Annotated in this window: 23 protein-coding genes; all 23 read left to right on the forward strand. The window is 43.1% G+C overall.

Features of this window, described 5'->3' with window-relative positions:
* Nucleotides 1-66 precede the first annotated feature (66 nt).
* The 23 genes from rimP (at nt 67) to FHS45_RS05255 (ending at nt 23,077) form a co-directional block, all read left to right on the forward strand.
* Entirely contained in the window at nt 67-540 is a 474-nt protein-coding gene (gene rimP / locus FHS45_RS05145) for a ribosome maturation factor RimP (protein WP_062445872.1), read from the forward strand.
* Nucleotides 541-555: 15 nt separating this feature from the next.
* A complete protein-coding gene (nusA, locus tag FHS45_RS05150; protein ID WP_062445873.1) occupies nt 556-1,671 on the forward strand; it encodes a transcription termination factor NusA in 1,116 nt (371 codons plus the stop codon).
* A gap of 12 nt (nt 1,672-1,683) precedes the next feature.
* Nucleotides 1,684-1,953, forward strand: coding sequence for an RNase P modulator RnpM (rnpM, locus tag FHS45_RS05155; RefSeq protein ID WP_062445874.1), 270 nt, complete (start codon nt 1,684-1,686; stop codon nt 1,951-1,953).
* A 1-nt stretch (nt 1,954) separates the two neighbouring features.
* Nucleotides 1,955-2,266, forward strand: a complete 312-nt coding sequence (locus FHS45_RS05160) for a YlxQ family RNA-binding protein (RefSeq protein WP_062445875.1) — start codon at nt 1,955-1,957, stop codon at nt 2,264-2,266.
* 4 nt (nt 2,267-2,270) lie between these two features.
* A complete protein-coding gene (gene infB / locus FHS45_RS05165; RefSeq protein ID WP_062445876.1) occupies nt 2,271-4,394 on the forward strand; it encodes a translation initiation factor IF-2 in 2,124 nt (707 codons plus the stop codon).
* Nucleotides 4,391-4,669 carry a DUF503 domain-containing protein gene (locus FHS45_RS05170; protein ID WP_062445877.1) on the forward strand — a complete coding sequence of 93 codons (279 nt, stop codon included), beginning with the start codon at nt 4,391-4,393 and terminating at the stop codon, nt 4,667-4,669. Before infB ends, FHS45_RS05170 begins: the two co-directional genes overlap by 4 nt.
* Nucleotides 4,670-4,698: 29 nt before the next feature.
* Nucleotides 4,699-5,052, forward strand: a complete 354-nt coding sequence (gene rbfA / locus FHS45_RS05175; RefSeq protein ID WP_062447929.1) for a 30S ribosome-binding factor RbfA — start codon at nt 4,699-4,701, stop codon at nt 5,050-5,052.
* A gap of 631 nt (nt 5,053-5,683) precedes the next feature.
* Nucleotides 5,684-6,580, forward strand: a complete 897-nt coding sequence (gene truB / locus FHS45_RS05180) for a tRNA pseudouridine(55) synthase TruB (protein ID WP_062445878.1) — start codon at nt 5,684-5,686, stop codon at nt 6,578-6,580.
* A gap of 37 nt (nt 6,581-6,617) precedes the next feature.
* On the forward strand, nt 6,618-7,565 hold the full coding sequence (ribF, locus tag FHS45_RS05185) for a bifunctional riboflavin kinase/FAD synthetase (protein WP_062445879.1): 948 nt from the start codon (nt 6,618-6,620) through the stop codon (nt 7,563-7,565).
* A gap of 122 nt (nt 7,566-7,687) precedes the next feature.
* Nucleotides 7,688-7,957 (forward strand): 30S ribosomal protein S15, encoded by a 270-nt coding sequence (rpsO, locus tag FHS45_RS05190; protein WP_062445880.1) that lies wholly within the window; start codon nt 7,688-7,690, stop codon nt 7,955-7,957.
* A gap of 212 nt (nt 7,958-8,169) precedes the next feature.
* Complete coding sequence (gene pnp, locus FHS45_RS05195) at nt 8,170-10,296, forward strand: polyribonucleotide nucleotidyltransferase (RefSeq protein ID WP_062445881.1); 2,127 nt, start codon at nt 8,170-8,172, stop codon at nt 10,294-10,296.
* Nucleotides 10,297-10,473: 177 nt separating this feature from the next.
* On the forward strand, nt 10,474-11,409 hold the full coding sequence (locus tag FHS45_RS05200; protein WP_062445882.1) for a polysaccharide deacetylase family protein: 936 nt from the start codon (nt 10,474-10,476) through the stop codon (nt 11,407-11,409).
* Nucleotides 11,410-11,427: 18 nt separating this feature from the next.
* Complete coding sequence (locus FHS45_RS05205) at nt 11,428-11,667, forward strand: YlmC/YmxH family sporulation protein (RefSeq protein WP_176224032.1); 240 nt, start codon at nt 11,428-11,430, stop codon at nt 11,665-11,667.
* A gap of 826 nt (nt 11,668-12,493) precedes the next feature.
* Nucleotides 12,494-13,393: a dipicolinic acid synthetase subunit A gene (gene dpaA, locus FHS45_RS05210; protein WP_062445884.1), complete on the forward strand. Its 900-nt coding sequence runs from the start codon at nt 12,494-12,496 to the stop codon at nt 13,391-13,393.
* A complete protein-coding gene (locus tag FHS45_RS05215) occupies nt 13,390-13,989 on the forward strand; it encodes a dipicolinate synthase subunit B (protein WP_062445885.1) in 600 nt (199 codons plus the stop codon). The genes dpaA and FHS45_RS05215 overlap by 4 nt, the downstream gene beginning before the upstream one ends.
* Before the next feature lie 99 nt (nt 13,990-14,088).
* On the forward strand, nt 14,089-15,135 hold the full coding sequence (gene asd / locus FHS45_RS05220; protein WP_062445886.1) for an aspartate-semialdehyde dehydrogenase: 1,047 nt from the start codon (nt 14,089-14,091) through the stop codon (nt 15,133-15,135).
* 24 nt (nt 15,136-15,159) lie between these two features.
* Nucleotides 15,160-16,377, forward strand: coding sequence for an aspartate kinase (gene dapG / locus FHS45_RS05225; protein ID WP_062445887.1), 1,218 nt, complete (start codon nt 15,160-15,162; stop codon nt 16,375-16,377).
* Nucleotides 16,378-16,405: 28 nt separating this feature from the next.
* Nucleotides 16,406-17,278: a 4-hydroxy-tetrahydrodipicolinate synthase gene (gene dapA / locus FHS45_RS05230; protein ID WP_062445888.1), complete on the forward strand. Its 873-nt coding sequence runs from the start codon at nt 16,406-16,408 to the stop codon at nt 17,276-17,278.
* 149 nt (nt 17,279-17,427) lie between these two features.
* The gene (locus FHS45_RS05235; RefSeq protein WP_082412051.1) at nt 17,428-18,171 is read left to right on the forward strand and encodes a ClpP family protease; all 744 of its coding nucleotides are present in this window, start codon (nt 17,428-17,430) and stop codon (nt 18,169-18,171) included.
* Nucleotides 18,171-18,380 carry a YlzJ-like family protein gene (locus FHS45_RS05240; protein WP_062445890.1) on the forward strand — a complete coding sequence of 70 codons (210 nt, stop codon included), beginning with the start codon at nt 18,171-18,173 and terminating at the stop codon, nt 18,378-18,380. Before FHS45_RS05235 ends, FHS45_RS05240 begins: the two co-directional genes overlap by 1 nt.
* 177 nt (nt 18,381-18,557) lie before the next feature.
* A complete protein-coding gene (locus tag FHS45_RS05245) occupies nt 18,558-20,876 on the forward strand; it encodes a DNA translocase FtsK (protein WP_062445891.1) in 2,319 nt (772 codons plus the stop codon).
* Between the two features lie 240 nt (nt 20,877-21,116).
* Nucleotides 21,117-21,842: a GntR family transcriptional regulator gene (locus FHS45_RS05250; protein ID WP_062445892.1), complete on the forward strand. Its 726-nt coding sequence runs from the start codon at nt 21,117-21,119 to the stop codon at nt 21,840-21,842.
* Between the two features lie 116 nt (nt 21,843-21,958).
* A complete protein-coding gene (locus FHS45_RS05255) occupies nt 21,959-23,077 on the forward strand; it encodes a BMP family lipoprotein (protein ID WP_279588061.1) in 1,119 nt (372 codons plus the stop codon).
* The last annotated feature ends 71 nt before the right edge of the window (nt 23,078-23,148 follow it).

Raw genomic sequence — 23,148 nt, forward strand, 5'->3', positions numbered from 1 at the left:
AATGAATTAGATGATAGGAAATGATTATATTAGAAATACTAAGTGTAAGAAAAAGGAGGGAACGACATGGGTGACAATGTTATACGCTTGACAGAAGAGCTGGTTCAGCCGGTACTCGAAGAAATGAACCTGGAGCTCGTCGACGTTGAATTCAAAAAAGAAGGAAAGAACTGGTTCCTTCGTGTATTTGTAGATAAGGAAAATGGCGTAGACATCGAGGAATGTGGGTATGTATCTGAACAGCTTAGTGAAAAGCTGGATGACGTGGATCCGATAGAATTCCCTTATTTTCTCGAGGTAGCATCGCCGGGGGCGGAACGGCCTTTAAAAAACAAAGAAGCATTTGAAAAGAACGTCGGCCGCCGTGTCCATGTAAAGCTATATGAACCGATGAGTGGCGAAAAAGAATTTGAAGGTGATTTGACTTCCTTTGATAATGAAGTCGCCACCATTGCTTACAAAATTAAAACAAAGACAAAAACAGTTGAAATTCCATATGATAAGATTGCTAAAGCCCGTTTAGCAGTGAGTTTCAATTAAAGGGGGAGAAGATAGTTGAGCAACGAACTTTTTGATGCTATCCATTTTTTAGAAAAGGAAAAAGGCATTGATAAAGATGTATTAATCGACGCTCTGGAGGCTGCCTTGATTTCTGCATATAAAAAGAACTTCAATTCAGCTACCAATGTTCGTGTGGATTTGAACGAGGACGCAGGGACCATGAAAGTATACGCCCGTAAAACGATAGTAGACGAAGTAGATGACCCGCAGGAAGAGATTTCCACAGAAGAAGCGAAAGAAATCAATCCTAATTATGAATTGGAAGATGTTATCGAAGTAGAAGTCACACCAAAAGATTTTGGCCGTATTGCTGCACAGGCAGCCAAACAAGTGGTGACTCAGCGAGTACGTGAAGCGGAGCGCGGAGTCATTTATGGCGAATACAGCGATCGGGAAGAAGATGTTATGACAGGGATCATCCAACGTAAGGATCCTCGTTTTATCTATGTGAATCTAGGTAAAATTGAAGCCCGTCTTCCAGAAGCGGAACAAATGCCGACAGAGACCTATGAAGTCCATGATCGTCTTAAGGTATTGGTTACGAAAGTCGAAAATACCAATAAAGGGCCACAGATTTATGTTTCCCGTACCCATCCAGGCCTCTTAAAACGTTTGTTTGAGATGGAAGTGCCGGAGATTTTCGATGGTACTGTAGAAGTGAAATCGGTAGCTCGTGAAGCTGGAGACAGATCCAAAATTTCCGTCCATGCGGAAGATCCGGAAGTGGATCCGGTTGGTTCCTGTGTCGGGCAGCGAGGCCAGCGAGTGCAGGCAATCGTAAATGAATTGAAAGGCGAAAAGATTGATATTGTTCAGTGGTCCGAGGATCCAGTAACTTATGTCTCCAATGCCTTGAGCCCATCTAAAGTGGTAAAAGTGCTGGTCAATGAAGAAGAAAAAGCTACTACTGTCATTGTACCGGACTATCAACTGTCCCTTGCGATTGGTAAACGAGGGCAAAATGCTCGTCTAGCCGCTAAACTGACAGGATGGAAAATTGATATTAAGAGTGAATCAGAAGCAGAAGAAGAAGGCCTGTTAGATGATAATCTTCAGGAAGATGAAGCAGTTGATGCTGTTTCTGAATCTGACGAAGAACGCTTTGAATAAGGAGTGGTAATAATGGCTGCTTCAAGAAAAATTCCATTGCGTAAATGCGTTGTAACCAAAGAAATGAAACCGAAACAACAACTGATCCGTGTGGTACGCAACAAAGAAGGAGAAGTCTTTGTTGATCCGAGCGGAAAGAAAAATGGCAGAGGCGCCTACATTTCAAAGGATCCAAAGGTCATTGAAACCGCTCAGGATCAGGACGTACTAAGCCGACAGCTGAATACAAAAGTCGATCATACTATTTATGAAGAACTGAAATCCTTGGCTGGAGAGCAATAACATGCAAAAAGCATTGAATTTATTGGGACTTGCCTATCGTGCTGGCAAGTGCACGCTTGGTGAAGAACTAATCACCAGGGATATCCAGAAGAAAAAAGCAAAGCTTGTCTGGATAGCGGAAGATACCGGCTATCAGACGAAAAAGAAGCTGATAGATAAATGCAGCTTTTATAACATACCCTACTATCTTGCGGCCGACAGGGATACATTATCCCAGGCTATTGGTAAGGAGGGGAGAGTCGCGATCGCAGTTCTTGACCAAGGATTTGCGAAAAAGTTGCAATCGCTGCTCGATGAATCTATTCGGGGGTGAACGTATGAGTAAGATGCGAGTATATGAATATGCGAAGAAAAATGAAATGACAAGTAAGAAAGTGATCGATAAATTAGGGTCGTTGAATATTGAGGTTTCCAACCACATGTCAACGATTTCTGAAGATACAAAAGCAAAACTGGACCAGGAGTTCGGCTTTGCCAAGAAAGAACAAAAGCAGGCTGGACAGAAGAGCAACAGCAGCCAGCAGGATACGCAGAAGAAAAACAACCAGAACAGTCAGCAAAGTAACCAGAGTAACTATAAGAAAAAATCCAACCAGAATAAGAAAAAGAGCCATAATCAGAAGAAAAACAAAAAGCAGGACCGTAAGCAGCAACAACAGCAACAACAAAAACCTGCTTCTAAAGGTACACCGGATAAGATCCTTTTCTCTGGTACTCTAACCGTTGCTGAACTTGCTGAAAAGCTGAACAAAGATACTTCTGAAATCATCAAAAAGTTGATGATGCTTGGAGTAATGGCAACGAAAAATCAGGATTTAGATGTCGATGCCATTGAATTGATCTGTTCTGAATATGACGTAGAAGTCGAAGAAGAAGTGCAAGTAGATGAAACAGATATTGAGAACTATCAATTTGAAGATGCTCCCGAAGACTTGGAAGAGCGTCCTGCAGTTGTTACGATCATGGGACACGTCGACCATGGTAAAACAACATTACTTGATTCCATCCGTGATACTAAAGTAACAGAAGGTGAAGCTGGAGGTATCACGCAGCACATCGGAGCGTATCAAGTGGAAGAAAACGGCAAGAAAATCACCTTCCTTGATACACCAGGCCACGCAGCTTTTACAAGTATGCGTTCCCGTGGTGCTCAGGTTACCGATATTGCAATTTTAGTAGTTGCAGCAGACGATGGGGTCATGCCACAAACTGTAGAGGCAATCAACCATGCCAAAGCAGCTGAGGTACCGATCATTGTTGCTGTCAACAAAATGGATAAAGAAGGCGCCAACCCGGACCGCGTCATGCAGGAACTAATGGAATATGAGTTGATTTCGGAGGATTTCGGTGGCGAAACCATTTTTGTCAAGATGTCAGCCGTCAAACACGAAGGCATTGATGACCTCTTAGAAATGATCGTCCTTGTCTCTGAAATGGAAGAATTGAAAGCAAATCCTGACCGTCCGGCATATGGAACGGTTATTGAGGCAGAACTCGATAAAGGTCGTGGCTCTGTTGCTACCTTGCTCGTTCAGAATGGGACCCTTAATGTAGGAGATCCATTAGTAGTAGGTAACACCTTCGGTCGTGTCCGTGCCATGGTTAACGACCTAGGCCGCCGCGTAAAATCTGCCGGCCCATCCACACCTGTAGAAATCACTGGTTTGAATGATGTACCTCAAGCCGGGGACCGCTTCCTGGCATTTGAAGATGAAAAGAAAGCACGGGCCATTGGAGAAGCTCGTCAGCAGAAACAAATCGAGGCACAGCGTAGTGACAAAACGAAAGTCAGCCTGGATGATTTGTTTGAACAAATCAAACAGGGGGATATTAAGGATATCAATCTGATTGTTAAAGCAGACGTACAAGGTTCAGTGGAAGCACTTGCTTCTTCCCTTGAAAAAATTGATGTCGAAGGTGTTAAAGTCAACATCATCCATACCGGTGTCGGCGCTATTAATGAATCAGATATCAATCTGGCATCTGCCTCCAATGGTATCGTAATCGGGTTCAATGTCCGTCCGGATGCTAATGCTAAAAAAGCAGCAGAATCGGAAGATGTGGAAATCCGTCTACACCGTGTCATTTACAAAGTAATTGAAGAAATCGAAGCAGCGATGAAAGGGATGCTTGACCCTGAGTATGAAGAAAAAATCATCGGTCAGGTGGAAGTGCGGGAAACATTTAAAGTTTCCAAAATCGGCACCATCGCAGGTGGTTATGTCACTGATGGTAAAATCACAAGAAATTCAGGTGTGCGTATCGTTCGAGACGGCGTCGTCCTTTTTGAGGGTGAAATTGACACCTTGAAGCGTTACAAGGACGATGTCAAAGAGGTGGCACAAAACTATGAGTGCGGGATTACCATCAAAAATTATAATGACATCAAAGAAGGCGACGTCATTGAAGCGTTTGTCATGGAGGAAGTTGAACGTACATGATTCTAAGCGCAGAAATCGAGTGCTTCATATATGATGCACAATCGTTGAAGGAGAAACGTTCTGTCCTCAAGCGGATAACGACCAGGCTGCAAAATGAATTCAATGTTGCTGTAAGTGAGCTGGAACATCAGGATTTATGGCAGAGGACAGTCATCGGGATCGTGACGATTTCAAGCGACCGTGTCCAGGCAGAACGCCTCATTCAGCAAGCGTTATCCTTCATTGATTCATTTCCTGAAATTGAAAGGGCAGAGACGACCATTGAATGGTGCTGATGCTGCCTGGCAAGGAAGAGGTGGAAGAGATGAGTGATTTACGAGCCAATCGTGTAGCAGAACAAATGAAGAAGGAACTCGGAGACATCATCAGTAAGAAAATCAAAGACCCTCGCGTCGGTTTTGTTACGGTTACAGATGTTGAGGTCACCGGCGATCTTCAACAAGCGAAAGTTTATATCTCTGTATTAGGTAATGACAAGCAACAGCAAGACACATTACTTGGATTAGCCAAGGCAAAAGGGTTCATCCGTTCCGAAATCGGAAAACGGATCCGCCTTCGCAAAACACCGGAAATAGCTTTTGAATTTGATGAAGCAATTGAACGCGGCAATCGAATCGAAGCAATTTTACGTGACCTGAATGATACAGAAAGTAAATAATCCAGACGAGACTGTCCTTTTCAACCTGTTCTTTTGCCCAATATGTACAGCTGCCTGAGAAACACACTGTATCAGGAAGGGCATAGAGAGGAGACAAAAGTGACAGTCTTTTCTTTTTGATGAGGACTGTTAAAACTCCATATTGATTTTACAAATAAGCTCCCAATTGCTGAAGACTCAGTTTCGAGACGTTAGGTAGGAATTATGGTGGCAGGGAAAACGGATAGCTTTCCGTGGGCATGTGGTGAGCTTCCTCAGGCTTCGCCTTGCGGGATCTCACCGCTCATATCCCTCCCATGGGAAAGGATAGACTGGCAAGACCCCACAGAGCTTTAGCTCGAGGAGGCTTGCCGTCTTCCCCGCGGAAAGAAATTAATGCGTAATCACCTTGGGAGACACGACACGCATAAGCAGAACATCAAAAGGGAAGTGATTTTTCTTCCCGTTGATGGACTGCTTATGTCGCGAGTGTCTAGGTGATGGAGCTGGAAAGCGAATCCTTCCCCAACGACCCTATTCCTTAAACAATGTCTCGAAATCAAGTCTTCGACTTTTTGGGTCTTTAATTGGATAAAATCAATGATATTTTACAGAGCTTTTTACTTTAAAATAAGATAGCGAGGTGGATATAGTGGACGGTATACTGCCAGTTTGGAAGCCGAAGGGCTGGACTTCCCACGACTGTGTCATGAAGGTACGTAAAATCCTACATACGAAAAAAGTTGGACACACCGGCACCCTGGATCCGGATGTGGAAGGGGTACTGCCGCTCTGCATCGGCCGGGCTACAAAAATTGTTCCTTTTTTGACCGATACCGTAAAAGTCTATGAAGCTGTAGTAACTTTGGGCGTGGCAACCGACACAGAGGACAGTTCAGGTGATGCAGTTGAAACGAAAGAAGTTGCTGAGGTGTTTGATGAAGAGCAAATCAAAGAAGTTTTGCAAACTTTTCAAGGTAAAATCAAACAAATTCCTCCGATGTATTCTGCTGTAAAAATAAAAGGAAAAAAACTGTATGAGTATGCAAGAGAAGGGAAAATAGTTGAACGTCCAGCCCGTGAGGTTTATATTCATAATATAGAAATGCTGGGATCGATCAATTATGAACACGGAAAAGCGAGCTTTCCTTTTCGAGTAGTTTGTTCTAAAGGCACCTATATCCGAACGTTATGTGTCGATATCGGAACAGCTATCGGATATCCAGCTCATATGTCATTCCTTGAACGTACCCGTACGGGCGATATCAGGAAAGAAGATTGTTATCAGATTGAAGATATCGAGAAGCTGGCTGAGCAGGAAGCCTATGACGATCTGCTGCTGCCGCTTGAAAGAGGATTGAATCATTTGGATGCCTGGCAAGTTGATAAAGAAACTAGTGAGAGAATCCAGCACGGCCAAGTCCTCCCGGCTCCGGCCCAATCTTTTGAACGTGATATTTTTCAAGTCAAATATCAGGATAAGGTACTGGCAATCTATCAATTCCATCCGGAAAAGCAAGGTAAAATAAAGCCGGTACGGGTTTTTTGATTTGTGCCTTTATCTGTAATAAAAGTAGGTGAACATCGTGAAAATTACCGAATTGAAATATCCCCATGACTTTAATAAAGAAGATTTCCCCCCTTCTGTTCTGGCCCTCGGCTTTTTTGATGGTGTCCATAAAGGCCATCAGGAGCTGATTAACACTGCTGTGGAAAAGGCAAGGGAAACGGGACTAAACAGTGCTGTGATGACATTTTACCCTCATCCATCCGTTGTATTGAAAAAACAGGAACAGCACGTTGCCTACATTACCCCTATGAGGGAGAAGCAGCAAGTTCTTGAGGAACTAGGCGTCGAGCAATTGTTCATCGTTAAATTTGACGAACAGCTGGCTGATTTATTGCCGCAGGAATTTGTTGATCACTTTCTCATTCAATTGAATGTACGGCATGTAGTGGCAGGGTTTGATTACAGCTATGGGAGGATGGGGCGTGGCAATATGGAAACTTTGCCGTTCCATTCCAGGGGGATGTTTGACCAGACAGTGATTGATAAAGTGGAAGATCATGGAGAAAAAATCAGCTCTACCCGAATTCGCCGTGAATTGAAGCAAGGGAACATGGAAGAGGTAGCCCGGCTGCTTGCACGTCCTTTTTCTACGTATGGGAAGGTAGTACAGGGAGATCAACGAGGAAGGACCATTGGCTTTCCAACAGCAAATATAGCATTGAATGAAGATTACCTGCTGCCAAAGGTAGGGGTGTATGCTGTCCGTGTAAAATATAAGGGAAAACTTTATCAAGGGATGGCCAACCTTGGGTTTAAACCTACCTTTAACGAAGAGGCAGAGAAACCTAATTTAGAAGTGTATATTTTTGACTTTTCTGGAAATATTTACAACGAAGGAATCGATGTTTACTGGCATGCATTCATCCGTGATGAAAAGAAGTTTAACGGGGTGGATGCCCTTGTGGAGCAATTAAAACAGGATGAAAGAAATATCCGTCAATTTTTCGTAGAGAACATGAACTAATCCTTGCATTTTTGCAGCAAAAGTTGTACCCTTAAATACGGAACCTTCGCTTGGCAACGCGTGTCTCCAACGCTTGCTCGGGGAAAGGGAATTTTTATAGAAATCCAGGAGGTGTAGCCGAAATGGCAATCACACAAGAACGTAAAAACGAAATCATTAATGAGTATAAGACTCATGACAACGACACTGGTTCTCCAGAAGTACAGATCGCTGTACTTACTGAGCAGATCACCAGCTTGAATGAGCATTTGCGTACGCATAAGAAAGACCATCATTCTCGTCGTGGTTTGTTGAAAATGGTAGGTAAGCGTCGTAACCTTTTGAACTACCTACGTAAAAATGATGTTACACGTTACCGCGAGTTGATTAAGAGTCTTGGCTTGCGTCGTTAATGGTAAAGACAAAAAGCGGGAGTTAATCCCGCTTTTTCTGTATGTTTGCATACATAAAGGTGCAGCTGGACGCTGTATACTTTAAATTCATGTATATTCCCGAAGCAGACAGCTCATGCTTTTTATAGAAATAGGAAAAGCTAATGAGCATACAGGCTATACAAGGAATCGTGTTCACTTAACAGTTGTTATTGAGAGGAGTATTAAAAGTTATGGCAGAAGAAAAGCAAATTTTTTCGATCGAAGTTGGCGGTCGGACATTCTCCATCGAAGTAGGAGAATTAGCCAAGCAGGCTAATGGAGCCTGTATGGTACGCTACGGAGATACATCCGTTTTGTCCACTGCGACTGGATCTAAAGAACCGAAAGATCTACCTTTCTTTCCGTTGACTGTCAATTATGAAGAACGTCTATATGCAGTTGGGAAAATTCCAGGAGGATTCATTAAAAGGGAAGGTCGTCCGAGCGACAAAGCAGTTCTCGCCTCCCGTTTGATTGACCGTCCTATCCGTCCAATGTTTCCGGATGGCTTCCGTAATGATGTTCAGGTCATCAGCACCGTGATGAGTGTAGACCAGGATTGTTCTTCGGAAATGGCAGCCATGCTTGGTTCATCATTGTCTTTGGGCATTTCAGATATCCCATTCGCCGGTCCAATTGCTGGAGTGATTGTCGGACGTATTGATGGAGAGTTTGTCATCAACCCGACAACGGAACAGCAGGATAAAAGCGACATCAACTTGACGGTTGCTGGTACGAAGGATGCTGTCAACATGGTAGAAGCGGGAGCATTGGAAGTTCCTGAAGAAGACATGCTGGAAGCAATCATGTTCGGTCATGAAGAAATCAAACGCCTGGTGGCATTCCAGGAAGAAGTGATCGAAGCAGTTGGAAAAGAAAAGATGGAAGTGACACTGGTTGACCTCGACCAGGAATTGAAACAGCAGCTGGAAGCTGACGTCAAAGAAACTATGGTCAAAGCTATCCAGACGCACGAAAAGAAAGCCCGCGAACAAGCTATCGATACAGCTAAAAAAGAGATTATCGCCAGCTACGAAGAACAGGAAGCTGATGAAGAAACAATCAAGAAAGTAAAAGCTATTTTAGATGATATGGTGAAAGAGGAAGTACGCCGCCTGATTACAAAAGAAAAGGTACGTCCAGATGGCCGTAGTCCTGAAGAAATCCGGCCACTGTCCTCCCGTGTTGGTGTCTTGCCTCGCACCCATGGTTCCGGATTGTTCACACGTGGACAGACGCAGGCATTAAGTATTTGTACGCTGGGGCCCCTGGGTGACGTTCAGATTCTTGATGGATTGGACCTGGAAGAATCCAAGCGTTTCATGCATCACTATAACTTCCCGCATTTCTCTGTAGGTGAAACAGGGCCGATTCGTGGACCGGGACGTCGTGAAATTGGACATGGAGCTTTAGGTGAACGTGCATTGGAAGTTGTCATACCTTCTGAAGCAGACTTCCCTTATACGATCCGTCTGGTATCAGAAGTTCTAGAATCTAATGGCTCTACTTCTCAGGCAAGTATCTGTGCAAGTACATTAGCTATGATGGACGCAGGTGTACCGATCAAGGCACCTGTAGCTGGTATCGCTATGGGACTCGTAAAGTCTGGTGAAGATTATACGATTCTAAGTGATATCCAGGGAATGGAAGACTTCCTTGGCGATATGGACTTTAAAGTGGCAGGTACATCAAAGGGTGTCACGGCTCTTCAGATGGATATTAAAATTGAAGGACTTTCGCGTGAAATTCTGGAAGAAGCATTGACTCAGGCTAAGAAGGGCCGTATGCACATTTTGGATAGCATGCTGGCTACAATCCCTGAATACCGTCAGGAGCTTTCTCAGTATGCGCCTAAGATACTGACGATGCAGATTAAACCGGATAAAATCCGTGATGTTATCGGTCCAAGTGGAAAGCAGATCAATAAGATTATTGAAGATACAGGTGTCAAAATCGATATCGAGCAGGACGGTAAAGTCTTCATTTCTTCTACTGATGCAGAAATGAACTTGAAAGCGAAACAGATCATCGAGGATATCGTTCGTGAAGTAGAAGTCGGTGAAGTATATGAAGGAAAAGTGAAGCGGATTGAAAAATTCGGTGCCTTCGTAGAACTTTTCAAAGGAAAAGACGGCCTTGTACACATTTCAGAAATGGCTGAAGAACGCATCGGAAAAGTGGAAGATGTTGCGAAAATCGGTGATATGCTGAAAGTGAAAGTCAAGGAAATCGACAACCAGGGACGCGTCAACCTTTCCCGCAAAGCTGTACTGGTTGAAGAAAAGAAAAAGCAGGAAAAAGAAAATAGCGATGCATAATTGAAAAGAAGCTGGACATCCAGTTTCTTTTTTTACTTTAAAAAAGATTTACTAATTTAAAGGTAAAAGAAAACTTAGGCTTTCGCCATAAGGACTTAAACCGTTTTTCTAAAATGTATAATAAAAGTTCTAACTCGTCCTTTCTGTCCATAAGGTAACGATAAGGGGGAGTTTGTAATGAAATGGAGATACATAGGAATAAGCGTCATAGCTTTGATCATCATCTATTTTTCCATGGCTGCAAGACCTCTCTCTTATACCCATGTGTTTGCTCCATTAACCGCCTCTATGGAAACCACAAACCTCTATAAAGAAATAGAAACCAAAAAAGGAGATTATGATTTACCCGCCCAAGACGCCTATATAGATAAAGTCTGGAAAAAAACACCTGGACTCGAAGGCAGGAAAGTGAATGTGAAAAAGTCTTATGAGAAAATGAAAAAAGTGAATACTTTTGATGAAGATAAATTGGTCTACGATTCAGTGGCGCCAGAAGTATCATTAGAGGACCTGCCTGCCTCTCCCATCTACCGCGGTCATCCTGAGAAAGAGATGGTTACTTTCCTGATTAATGTCTCTTGGGGAGAAGAGCATATACCAGATATGTTAAAGACATTGAAAGAAAAAAAGGTAAAGGCTAACTTCTTCATTGACGGGCAATTTGCTGAGAAAAACCCTGACCTAGTCAAGATGATTAAAGAGGAAGGTCATATAATTGGAAATCATGCATACAATCACCCTGATATGAGTAGAATGGACAGTGGTCAAATACAAGAACAAATAGAAAGGACCAACCAGGTCATCACATCGCTTATAGATGAAACCCCAAAATGGTTTGCTCCACCTTCAGGAAGCTACAACAAAGCGGTAGTAGATACAGCAGCTGCGTTGGAGATGGAAACCATATTGTGGACCGTTGATACCGTTGATTGGAAAAAGCCAACCCAGCAAGTTATGGTGCAACGAGTGGTTTCAAAAATACACCCCGGAGCAATGGTATTGATGCACCCGACCCATGTAACTGCTCAAAGTCTCGAAGTAATGATCGATCAAATCAGAGAGAAAGGGCTAAAAGTCAGTGACATTGAATCTTTATTGAGTGAATCAAGATGAAAGAAGGAGTGGCAGCTGATGAGGTTCAAAAGTTTGAGCGGTAAGGAAATTGTCGATGTATCCAGTGGCACGAAGCTTGGAATTTTAGGGCAGACCGATTTAGAGATAGATGAAAAAACCGGGGAAATCAAATCATTCGTCATACCAGAATACAAGTGGTTCGGAGTTAAATCAGGACACGAAGGCCACCGGATAACCTGGAATGAAATTATCCGTGTCGGAGAAGACATGATCCTGATTCAGCCAAAAAAAGGATAAGAGATTCTTATATAAGTATTACAAATAGAGGTGCCGATCGAATAACGATCGGTGCCTTTTTATTTTTTTGCAAAACCTTACTTATATATAGATTCAGCTAGGTGGAGATGTATCTTTTTTTACGTCATAAACTTCAACTTATTCCACTAAAGGACCGAAAAGTCGAAGACTTGATTTCAAGATATCTAGGGTTCTTTACCATAAAAGTGTCATGGGCGGCTGGGAAACTACTCGCTTTCCTGTGGGGGAACTGGCGAGCTTCCTCGGGTTATTGCCCTGTGGGATCTCGCCTAGATCCTTCACATCCGAAGAATGAGAGCAACGAACATTTGAAGAGCTCTTCTACTTTTAATGGATAATTGAACAAAGGCAAGGTTTTAAGCTCACATTTTATGCGTAGCTCACTCTTTGTTTGAAGAACGTTATACCGTTGTTTCCGTTACTCCCACCAACGCAAGGAGGTCCGGGAAATTGCGAGACTCCTATGGGATGAACATGATCGGTGAGATCCCGGAAGGCGAAGCCTGAGGAAGCTCACCCCATGCCCATGGAAAGCGAGTGATTTCCCGGACCTCCAAACGCTCAACACCATAACGGAAACAGTTTCTCTTGAAACTGAGTCTTCAGCAAAAAGGAGCTTATCTGTAATATCAACCCTGAGGAAATCCCCCTATACTTTGGAATGTTTCTCCATGTCCCATTTCAATTTTAATAATCGACACCTTCCTATCTTTCATCTTTGCCAGTGATACAAGGAACGAACAATCCGCTCCTACATAGGATAGAGGGAGAACGTGAAGCACCAATGCAAAAGGAGGTGTCCGGTATGCTGACCGGATGGAATGTGGCAATCCTCGGCGGGGATGCAAGACAAATCGAAATGATCCGCAAGCTGAGTGAATGGGATGCCTCACTTCACTTAATAGGTTTCGACCAACTAGATTACGGCTTCACCGGAGCAAACCATATCGATATGGATGATGAAGAAGTAGAAAAATTTGACGTAGTCATTCTTCCTGTGGCGGGGACAGATGAAAACGGCAATATTGATAGTATCTTTTCCAATCAACAAATGGCGCTCGATGAGGACTGGGTGACACGGACAAAAGACGACTGTATCTTCCTGACAGGTATAGCCAATAAATATTTAACTGATTTAATGGATAAGACTGATCGTAGGTTGGTTCCTTTACTATCCCGTGATGATGTGGCGATTTATAATTCTGTCCCTACAGTAGAAGGGGCAATCATGATGGTTATCCAAAATACTGATTTCACTATACATTCTTCCAGAGTCCATGTCCTTGGTTTAGGAAGAGTGGGAATGAGTGTCGCGCGTGCTTTCCATGGTCTTGGCGCAAAAGTACATGTAGGGGTAAGAAAGCCAGCCCATTACGCAAGAGTACAGGAAATGGGGCTTGTTCCGTTCTATTTGAATAATTTAGAAAAAAATGCAGAAAACAGCGACATCATGATCAACACTATCCCGGCTCCGATAATAAACGCTTCTGTAATAAGAAAAATGCCCAGTCACACGTTCATTTTAGATTTGGCGTCTAAACCAGGAGGAACAGACTTCCGCTATGCAGAGAAACGTGGCATAAAAGCGATCATCGCCCCTAGTCTCCCGGGAATTGTAGCTCCTAAAACTGCCGGCAGGATTTTAGCGAACACAGTTTCGCAGATTTTAAAAGATTACAAGCGAAAGGATGGAGAATCTAAATGAGTCTTTCAGGGAAAACGATCGGCTTCGGATTAACGGGATCACATTGTACGTATGATGCTGTCTTTCCAGAAATCAAGCGCTTAGTGGATATGCAAGCGAAAGTGATACCGATTCTCTCCTATACGGTACAAAAGACGGATACCAGGTTCGGGGATGCGACAGACCACTTGAAAAAGTTGAAGGAATTGACCGGTGAAGAACCGATCATGACCATTCCGGATGCGGAGCCGTTAGGACCTAAACGCCCCCTCGACTGCATGGTAATTGCCCCGCTTACGGGCAATTCCATGAGCAAAATGGCTAATGCATTGACGGACTCCCCGGTATTGATGGCAGCCAAAGCAACATTAAGGAATGGAGGACCCGTAGTTCTCGGAATTTCCACGAATGATGCACTAGGGTTAAATGGAGTCAATCTAATGAGGTTGATGGCTACGAAGAATATCTATTTTATACCTTACGGGCAGGATGACCCATATAAAAAACCGAACTCCCTTGTCGCAGATATGACAAAATTACCGGAAACAGTAGAGGCGGCCATTGCTGGCAGGCAGAAACAACCTGTTTTACTCCAGCGTCATTTTGAAGATGCATAGAATATCGCTAACATCAACTCCCCTTATTATGATAGAATACAAGAAGTGACTCTATTTCAGAGAATTTTCAATTATTCAAACGAGAAAGGGGACACGGATATGAGTCAGTCAAAACAATACAACGTAGCAGTAGTAGGTGCCACAGGCGCTGTTGGTCAGAAAATGATAGAAACATTGGCAGATCGTGACTTTCCAATCAAAAGTCTGAAGCTGCTTTCTTCCTCGCGTTCAGCGGGTAAGAAAATTTCTTATAAAGGTGAAGAAATTACAGTAGAAGAAGCTAAACCTGAAAGCTTTGAAGGAGTTGATATCGCCCTATTTTCTGCTGGCGGTTCCATTTCTAAAAAGCTGGCTCCTGAAGCCGTAAAACGAGGAGCAGTTGTGGTGGATAATACAAGTGCTTATCGTATGGATCCGGAGGTACCGCTTGTCGTACCTGAAGTAAATAAAGAAGATATCAAAGAGCACAAAGGAATTATTGCTAATCCGAACTGTTCCACAATCCAAATGGTAGCAGCATTGGAACCGATCAAAGATGCTTACGGATTAACCAGGGTAATCGTATCTACCTATCAGGCTGTTTCAGGCTCTGGTACAGAAGCAATCGAAGAATTGCGCGAACAATCGCAGTCCTTCTTGAACGGAGAAGATATGAAGGCAGAAATCCTTCCCGTCAAAGGTGATGAGAAACATTATCCAATCGCGTTTAACGCGTTACCGCAAATCGACACCTTTGAAGAGAATGGTTATACCTTTGAAGAAATGAAAATGATTAACGAAACGAAGAAAATCATGCACGCGGAAGACTTGTCTGTAGCAGCTACATGCGTAAGACTACCGATATTCACATCTCATGCGGAAAGTGTATATATTGAAACAGAGAAAGAAGGACTATCAGTTGAGGATCTACATCAATCCTTGAAAAATGCACCTGGCATCGTATTGGAGGACGAACCGGCGACTCAAACGTATCCTACTCCGCTAAGCGCAGCAGAAAAACGGGATGTGTTTGTAGGCAGGATAAGAAAAGACCTGGACCAGACAAATGGTTTCCATCTTTGGATCGTCTCTGATAATCTATTAAAGGGAGCGGCTTGGAATTCTGTACAGATCGCAGAACAACTAGTTGCTAATGATTGGTTGTAATTTCTTAGTTGATGGGGTGTCAACATGAAAGTAGTAGTACAAAAATTTGGTGGAACATCTGTAAGAGATGAAGCAGGAAGAGCAAAAGCAATCGAACATATTCAGACAGCTATTGAACAAGGATATAAAGTGGTGGTCACCGTTTCTGCAATGGGCAGGAAGGGTGATCCTTACGCCACAGATTCTTTACTTGACCTCGTTGGTTTCCCTGCCTCTAATATTTCTTCCCGTGAACGTGATTTATTGATGTCATGCGGAGAAACGATCTCCTCTGTTGTTTTTTCCAATGAACTGAAACGGGCAGGCATTCATTCGATCGCATTAACAGGCGGTCAGGCTGGATTCATAACAAATGGAGATTTTACAAAAGCTAAGATTATCAAAATGGATGCTACACGTGTGGAAGAAGAACTTAATTCCCATGATGTAGTGGTTGTAGCAGGCTTCCAGGGCAGGTCGGAAGAGAACGAAATCACTACGATCGGCCGTGGTGGAAGCGACACGACAGCAGCCGCATTAGGCGCTTCCCTGCAGGCGGATTTTGTGGATATCTTCACAGATGTAGAAGGTATAATGACAGCAGATCCTCGGATTGTTGATTCGGCACGAGCTCTTGATAAGGTTACTTACAATGACATTTGTAATTTAGCCTACCAGGGAGCAAAAGTCATTCATCCGAGAGCGGTTGAAATTGCCATGCAGGCGGAAGTGCCAATCCGGGTCCGTTCTACTTACTCGGTTGATGAAGGTACACTCGTCACTTCCTCGCGTGAGTCGGAAGCAGGAAAGGATATCCCGGACCGGTTAGTGACAGGAATCGCACATATTTCCGGAATTACACAAATTCGTGTCCTTGCTAAAGAAGAACCATATCAGCTGCAGTCGGAAGTATTTAAATCCATGGCCGAAGCTGGTATATCTGTTGATTTCATTAATATTTCTCCTAGCGGTGTTGTTTATACGATTGAAGACTTATATACGAACCGCGCTGTGGAAATATTGGAGAATTTGGGCTATACGCCTGAAGTTATCCGTAATTGTGCAAAAGTGTCGACAGTTGGCGCTGGAATGACTGGGGTCCCGGGGGTTACTGCAAAAATCGTCCACACACTGACAGAAGCTGGGGTTCAGATTTTGCAGTCCGCCGACTCCCATACAACCATATGGGTGTTGATCCCTCAGGACGATTTAGTGACCGCTGTCAATGCCTTGCATAAAGTGTTTGAACTTGATCTTGAATAATTGTGAGTAAGAAGGGAGAAAGTGCACGATGAACTTCGGCAGAGTATTGACGGCAATGGTCACCCCATTTGACCATAAGGGTAATATAGATTTCGATAAGACAACAAAACTTGTCAACTTTCTGATCAATAATGGGTCAGATGGGCTGGTCGTTGCAGGAACGACAGGCGAATCACCAACCTTGTCATCGGAAGAGAAAATTGCATTATGGAAGCATACGGTGGAGGTGGCGGATAAACGTGTACCTGTCATCGCCGGCAGCGGCAGCAATGATACCCATGCTTCCATTGAGTTAAGCAAAAAAGCAGAACAAACTGGTGTGGACGCTGTCATGCTGGTTACTCCTTACTACAATAAGCCGAATCAACGTGGGCTCTATGAACACTTCAAAAGTATTGCCAATGGAACAAACCTCCCTGTAATGTTATATAATGTTCCAGGTCGCTCCATTGTATCAATATCTGCAGAGACAGTAATAGCACTCTCAAAGATACCTAATATTGTTGCTATTAAAGATGCAAGCAGAGATATTGAATCAATTTCAGAAATGATTGAGTCTACACCTGATAACTTCCATGTATATGGAGGGGAAGACAGTCTCACGTTGCCAATCTGTGCCATTGGTGCAGCGGGTATTGTCTCTGTATCTTCCCATGTCATTGGTAATGAAATGCAGGAGATGTTAGCGAAATTCGATCAAGGAGACGTCGAAGGAGCTGCTAAGATCCATCGCCAGCTCATTCCGATTATGAGTGAGATGTTCCGCGCTCCTTCACCTACACCTTTGAAGACAGCTCTACAAATCAAGGGCGTTGATGTGGGCGGAGTAAGACTTCCGCTTGTCCCGCTCTCTCCTGATGAGCGAAAAAGGCTGGTAGAGCTCCTTAATGTGACTGTGTAATATCTCAGAAAGCACCGTATGTGTAAATGGCATACGGTGCTTTTTTTGGTTAAAATTTATTAGCTAAACGCTATTCTAATCATCATACCTTATTTTGTATTGGATGATGGGGTCTGGTTCATACTAACCGTAAAGAAAGGGGTATGACTATGACAGAATTCAATAATCAGCCACAACAGCCACAAAAAGATCAGCCAGGAGATCAACCGAAAAAATCGGAGCTAGTGGAAAAAATTCAGCAGCTGGGACAATCAAATGTTCCTCAGGCTCCTGATTCAAATATTCATGTCCTGCCTATTATCGGTCAGGTAGAAGGTCATCTACAGCTTCCACCTCAAAATAAAACAACAAAGTATGAACATTTGATTCCCCAGCTGGTAGCAATTGAACAAAATCCTAAAATTGAAGGACTTGTTGTTTTATTGAATACAGTCGGAGGGGATGTGGAAGCAGGATTAGCTATTTCAGAAATGATTGCTTCCCTATCGAAGCCTACGGTTTCCATTGTCCTAGGCGGAGGCCACTCGATTGGAGTGCCGATCGCTGTTTCAACCGATTATTCGTTCATTACCGAAACTGCTACGATGACCATACACCCGATTAGGATGACCGGACTAGTCATCGGCGTCCCCCAAACCTTTGAGTACATGGACAAAATGCAGGATCGCGTAGTGAATTTCGTCACCCAGCATTCTAATATCGACGAAGACAAGTTCAAAGAATTAATGTTTGCGAAAGGAAACCTTACCCGTGATATCGGCACCAATGTAGTCGGACAGGACGCAGTCGATTATGGATTAATTGATGCTGTGGGAGGGGTTAAGGAAGCAATGGAAATGTTAAATAAGGAGATCGATAAGAGAAAACCAGATGAAGAGCAGGTGATCCAGTAATGGTTCTCTATACACCTTTAAGTGAGACGGATATATTCCCAGCGGATCAAAATGCATACGATAGTACGGTTATCACTGCCTACAAACAAACGACTGTCAAAGCAAGAAAGCTTGAAAATGGCAATTATCAGATCGTTCAACTACTATCTACCGATCCATTTGATTATTTACACCCGGACTATCAACCAGGAATTCAATTTAACGCTTGAATGCCACCAAACACATGCTTGCCTGTGCTATAATGATACTGACTATTATTTGTAAAGGATGTCGCTCTCAATGAATTATTCATTTGGCCGGCATCCTTCTAATTTTAAGTATTTTGTAGAGGCAGGGTTTTTCTACTTCCTAAACAAAGCTTCATTATAGTAGATAGAGGTGACAGCATGGCAAAAAAAAGGAACAAGAAAAAACAGGCGAGATTGAAAAAGCAGTTAAAGGTAGAACTTCTTGGCCTGTTATTTATATTGCTTGCCGTATTTGGAAGCGGGGCAAGTGCCATCAGTGATGGTGCAGTTCCTGGCGGGCTAGAACATATTTTGCAATTCTTCTTTGGTGTATGGTACTTCATAGCTTCCATATTCCTGTTGGTACTAGGATTATTTTTAATGATTAAAAGAAGATGGCCGGTATTTTTACATAAACGGATGACGGGATTTTATATCATTTTTCTTTCCACCATTCTATTCACACACATACAGTCATTTGAGCGTATTCTCGCAGGCTCCAGCCAGCCATCGATCTTGAAAACGACCTGGGAACACTATTTTGCTTATTTAGATGGAAATCTTCCCTTCGCTACGATCGGAGGGGGAATGGTCGGTGCTGTTTTATTTGCACTCACTTATTTTCTATTCTCAGCTGCCGGGGCCAAAATACTTTCTGTATTTGGTATTATCATCGGAATCATTTTCTTAACGGAATGGTCACTTGGCACCTGGCTGGAAAATGTATTAGGAAAAATCACCGCTTTCACCCGTGACCAATGGAATTCAATAAAAACGAATCGTAAATCAAAAGAAAAAGAAGATAGAAAGAAAGTACGAAACAAAAAGGACAAGCGTGAAACAGACATGGTGATGGAAGAAGGGGAACCACCGGTTGAAGGAATCGATGAGGGTGAGGAGCCAATCATCCAGGACTTCACTGATATTGCTTATTCCTCTGAATTGAAGCAGCAGAATTCCGCCCCAGAAGAGCAGATATCTACTGCTCAAGACGAGGAAAAGGAAGAAGATACACTCACCCAGTCATTACCGATGACGGAAATGGAGAATAAAGATTACCATTTGCCAGGCATGGATTTATTAGCTGAACCAACCCATAATTCCCAGTCGCAGGAACGCTCGCAAATTCAGGCCACGGTAAGGAAACTGGAGAAGACCTTCCATAGCTTCGGGGTGAAAGCAAAAGTGACAAAAGTCCATGTAGGTCCTGCTGTAACCAAATATGAAGTGTATCCTGATGTGGGAGTAAAAGTAAGCAAAATTGTCAATTTGCATGATGATCTGGCATTAGCCCTTGCCGCAAAAGATATACGAATCGAAGCACCGATTCCTGGTAAGTCTGCTGTAGGCATAGAAGTTCCGAATACGGAAGTGGCCATGGTTTCTTTACGGGAAGTGCTTGAATCAAACTCGGCTAAGCAAGGATCTAAATTGGGATTTGCTCTTGGAAGAGATATATCCGGGGATGCGGTGATCGGGGAACTTAACAAAATGCCCCACTTACTTGTTGCTGGTGCAACGGGAAGCGGGAAGAGTGTATGCATCAATGGAATTATTACAAGTATCCTGATGCGTGCGAAACCGCATGAAGTGAAAATGATGATGATTGATCCGAAGAAAGTAGAGTTAAATGTCTATAATGGCATTCCTCATTTACTTTCCCCCGTAGTTACGGATCCTAAGAAAGCGGCCCGGGCCCTGAAGAAAGTAGTAGCAGAAATGGAACGTCGCTATGATTTGTTTTCTGACACAGGAACAAGAAATATCGAAGGATATAATGAATATATCGCAAAACAGAATAAAGATAGCGAAGAAACACAGCCACAGCTTCCTTATATAGTTGTGCTTGTGGATGAGCTGGCCGATTTGATGATGGTAGCTTCCAATGATGTCGAAGATGCTATTACCCGACTTGCTCAAATGGCACGTGCGGCAGGTATCCATTTGATTATTGCTACTCAGCGACCATCCGTTGACGTTATTACAGGAATTATCAAAGCGAATATCCCGTCCAGGATAGCTTTTAGCGTTTCTTCTCAGACAGACTCCCGTACCATACTCGATTCTGGAGGTGCGGAAAAGCTGCTGGGCAGGGGAGATATGCTGTTTATGCCAGTAGGTGCATCGAAACCTACCCGTGTCCAGGGGGCGTTTTTATCGGATGAAGAAGTCGAAAGAATCGTCAACTACTGTGTGGACCAACAACGTGCCCAGTATCAGGAAGAAATGATTCCAGAAGAAGAGAGCGAAGTGAAACAGGAAGTGGATGACGAACTGTATCCAGAAGCAGTTCAGCTTGTGGTTGAAATGCAAAGTGCTAGTGTTTCGATGCTGCAACGAAGGTTTCGTGTCGGCTATACGAGAGCAGCCAGACTAATTGACGCCATGGAAGATAATGGAGTGGTGGGTCCTTATGAAGGAAGTAAACCGAGGACTGTACTTGTATCCCAAACAACAGAAGAACAACAAAGCTCCTAATAAAGACCATATGTCCTGGTACCAAGGATATATGGTCTTTTCTAATGTATGGAAATAGGCGCATGCGACAGATCGCTTAGACCTATTTAATCACACTAATGAGAAAAAATGTGTCTTATTTAGTAAAAATAAAAAAATTCTATTTATTTATTACTAGTTTAATGGTATATTATTGTCTGACAAGATGTGTCGAACGTCAGATGTCAGATCTCATACGTTAGGAATATTGGAGGGAACTCTATGTCAATCAGACAAGACACCCGTCACTTATACTTACAGGTGATTGAACAGATTAAACGTGATATAGAAAACGGGGTATATAAAGAGAAAGAAAAACTTCCGTCTGAATTTCAGTTATCAAAGAAACTGGGGGTTTCTCGTGCCACACTGCGGGAAGCATTACGGATTCTGGAAGAGGAAAACATTGTAACAAGAAGGCATGGGGTCGGGACTTTTGTCAATCCGAAACCAGTTTTTTCCTCAGGAATCGAAGAGCTTATCAGTGTAACAGCAATGATTCAAAAATCAGGTATGACACCTGGGACTCAGTTCCTTTCAACTGATTTCGTTGAACCGTCAGAGGAAGACAAGAAACGATTTGATCCGATTGCCGTACATAGTTTAGCGCAAATTGAACGAGTGAGAACAGCCGACTCCCAACCTGTTGTCTATTGCATTGATAAATTGCCGGATGGTTTGATACCAGTCAAAGATGTACTGGAAAAGGATTCCATATTTGATAGTCTCGAAGAATATGCAGGGAAACGAGTCAGCTATGCTGTAACCTATATTGAACCGATTGGTTACCATGAACGTATTTCCCCTGTGCTTGAGTGTGAACCTGAACAATCCCTCTTGCTTCTTAAACAAATGCACTATACAGAAATGGATGAACCAGTGTTGTATTCATCCAATTACTTCAGGGCTGATAAGTTCAGTTTTCACGTGTTAAGAAAAAGAGTGTAAGCGATTTCATCAATGTGACACATTTCATTTTAGGAGGTGATCGTCGATAAATCAGCAAAAATGAAAGCGTTTTTTAGTCGGAATTTTGCTAATTTTATAACAAATAGGGGGTAATTATGTTGAAAAATCGTCGTTCATTATTAATTTTAACACTATTGTTGGCGATCGGTATGGTTCTTGGTGCTTGCGGTTCTTCTGACGGTGACTCAGAAGATGCAGAAGGCAGCGGTAGTGACAATTCTAATGGAGAAGAAGCTGCAGGTGATGATTTTTCTGTAGCGATGGTAACCGACGTTGGCGGGATTGACGATAAATCATTTAACCAATCCGCTTGGGAAGGTTTAACGGCTTTTGGTGAAGAAAATGGGATGGAAAAAGGACAAGGGATCGATTATGCCCAGTCTACAAGTGATGCTGATTATAACACTAACTTGAACCGTCTGGTACGCAGTGATTATAACCTTATTTACGGTATCGGTTTCCTGTTGGCTCCAGCTATTGAAGAAGTTGCTGACCAAAATCCAGATACGAACTTCGGTATCGTTGACTCTGTTGTAGAAAAAGACAACGTGGCAAGCATCGTATTCAAAGAGCACCAAGGTTCTTTCCTTGTTGGAGTAGCGGCTGCTATGAAAACTGAATCTGACAAGGTAGGGTTCATCGGTGGAGTAGACAGTGATCTCATCAATAAATTCGAGGCTGGCTTCCGAGCAGGTGTTAAATCAGTAAACAAAGATATTGAAGTGAAAGTGCAATATGCAGGTGCTTTCGATGCACCTGATGATGGTAAAGCGATCGCTTCTAACATGTATTCTCAAGGAATAGATGTTATCTACCACGCTTCCGGCGGAACTGGTAACGGGGTATTCGCTCAAGCTAAAGACCTGAAACAAAATGACGCTGACCGAAATGTCTGGGTAATCGGGGTGGACCGTGACCAGCATGAAGAAGGTCAAATTAATGACACGAACGTTACATTGACTTCTATGGTCAAGAGAGTAGATGTTGCTGTCCAGGACGTTTCAACCAATGCTATGAACGGTGAGTTTCCTGGTGGGGAAGTAGTAGAGTATGGTCTTGAAGATGATGCGATCAGTGTTGCTACTACAAACGAGGAAGCTATGACAGATGAAATCAAAACTGCTGTAGAGGACTGGAAAGAAAAAATCGTCAACGGTGAAGTAGAAGTCCCTAGCACAATTGATGAAGTAAAAGAATTTGAAGATTCACTTTAATAATGGAATGGAAAGGCTGGTCAGCCAGCCTTTCCTTCTTATATAAAAACATCAAATGAAAGGCAGGCAGC

This window comes from Thalassobacillus devorans (assembly GCF_011761345.1).
GTDB lineage: Bacteria > Bacillota > Bacilli > Bacillales > Halobacillaceae > Thalassobacillus > Thalassobacillus devorans.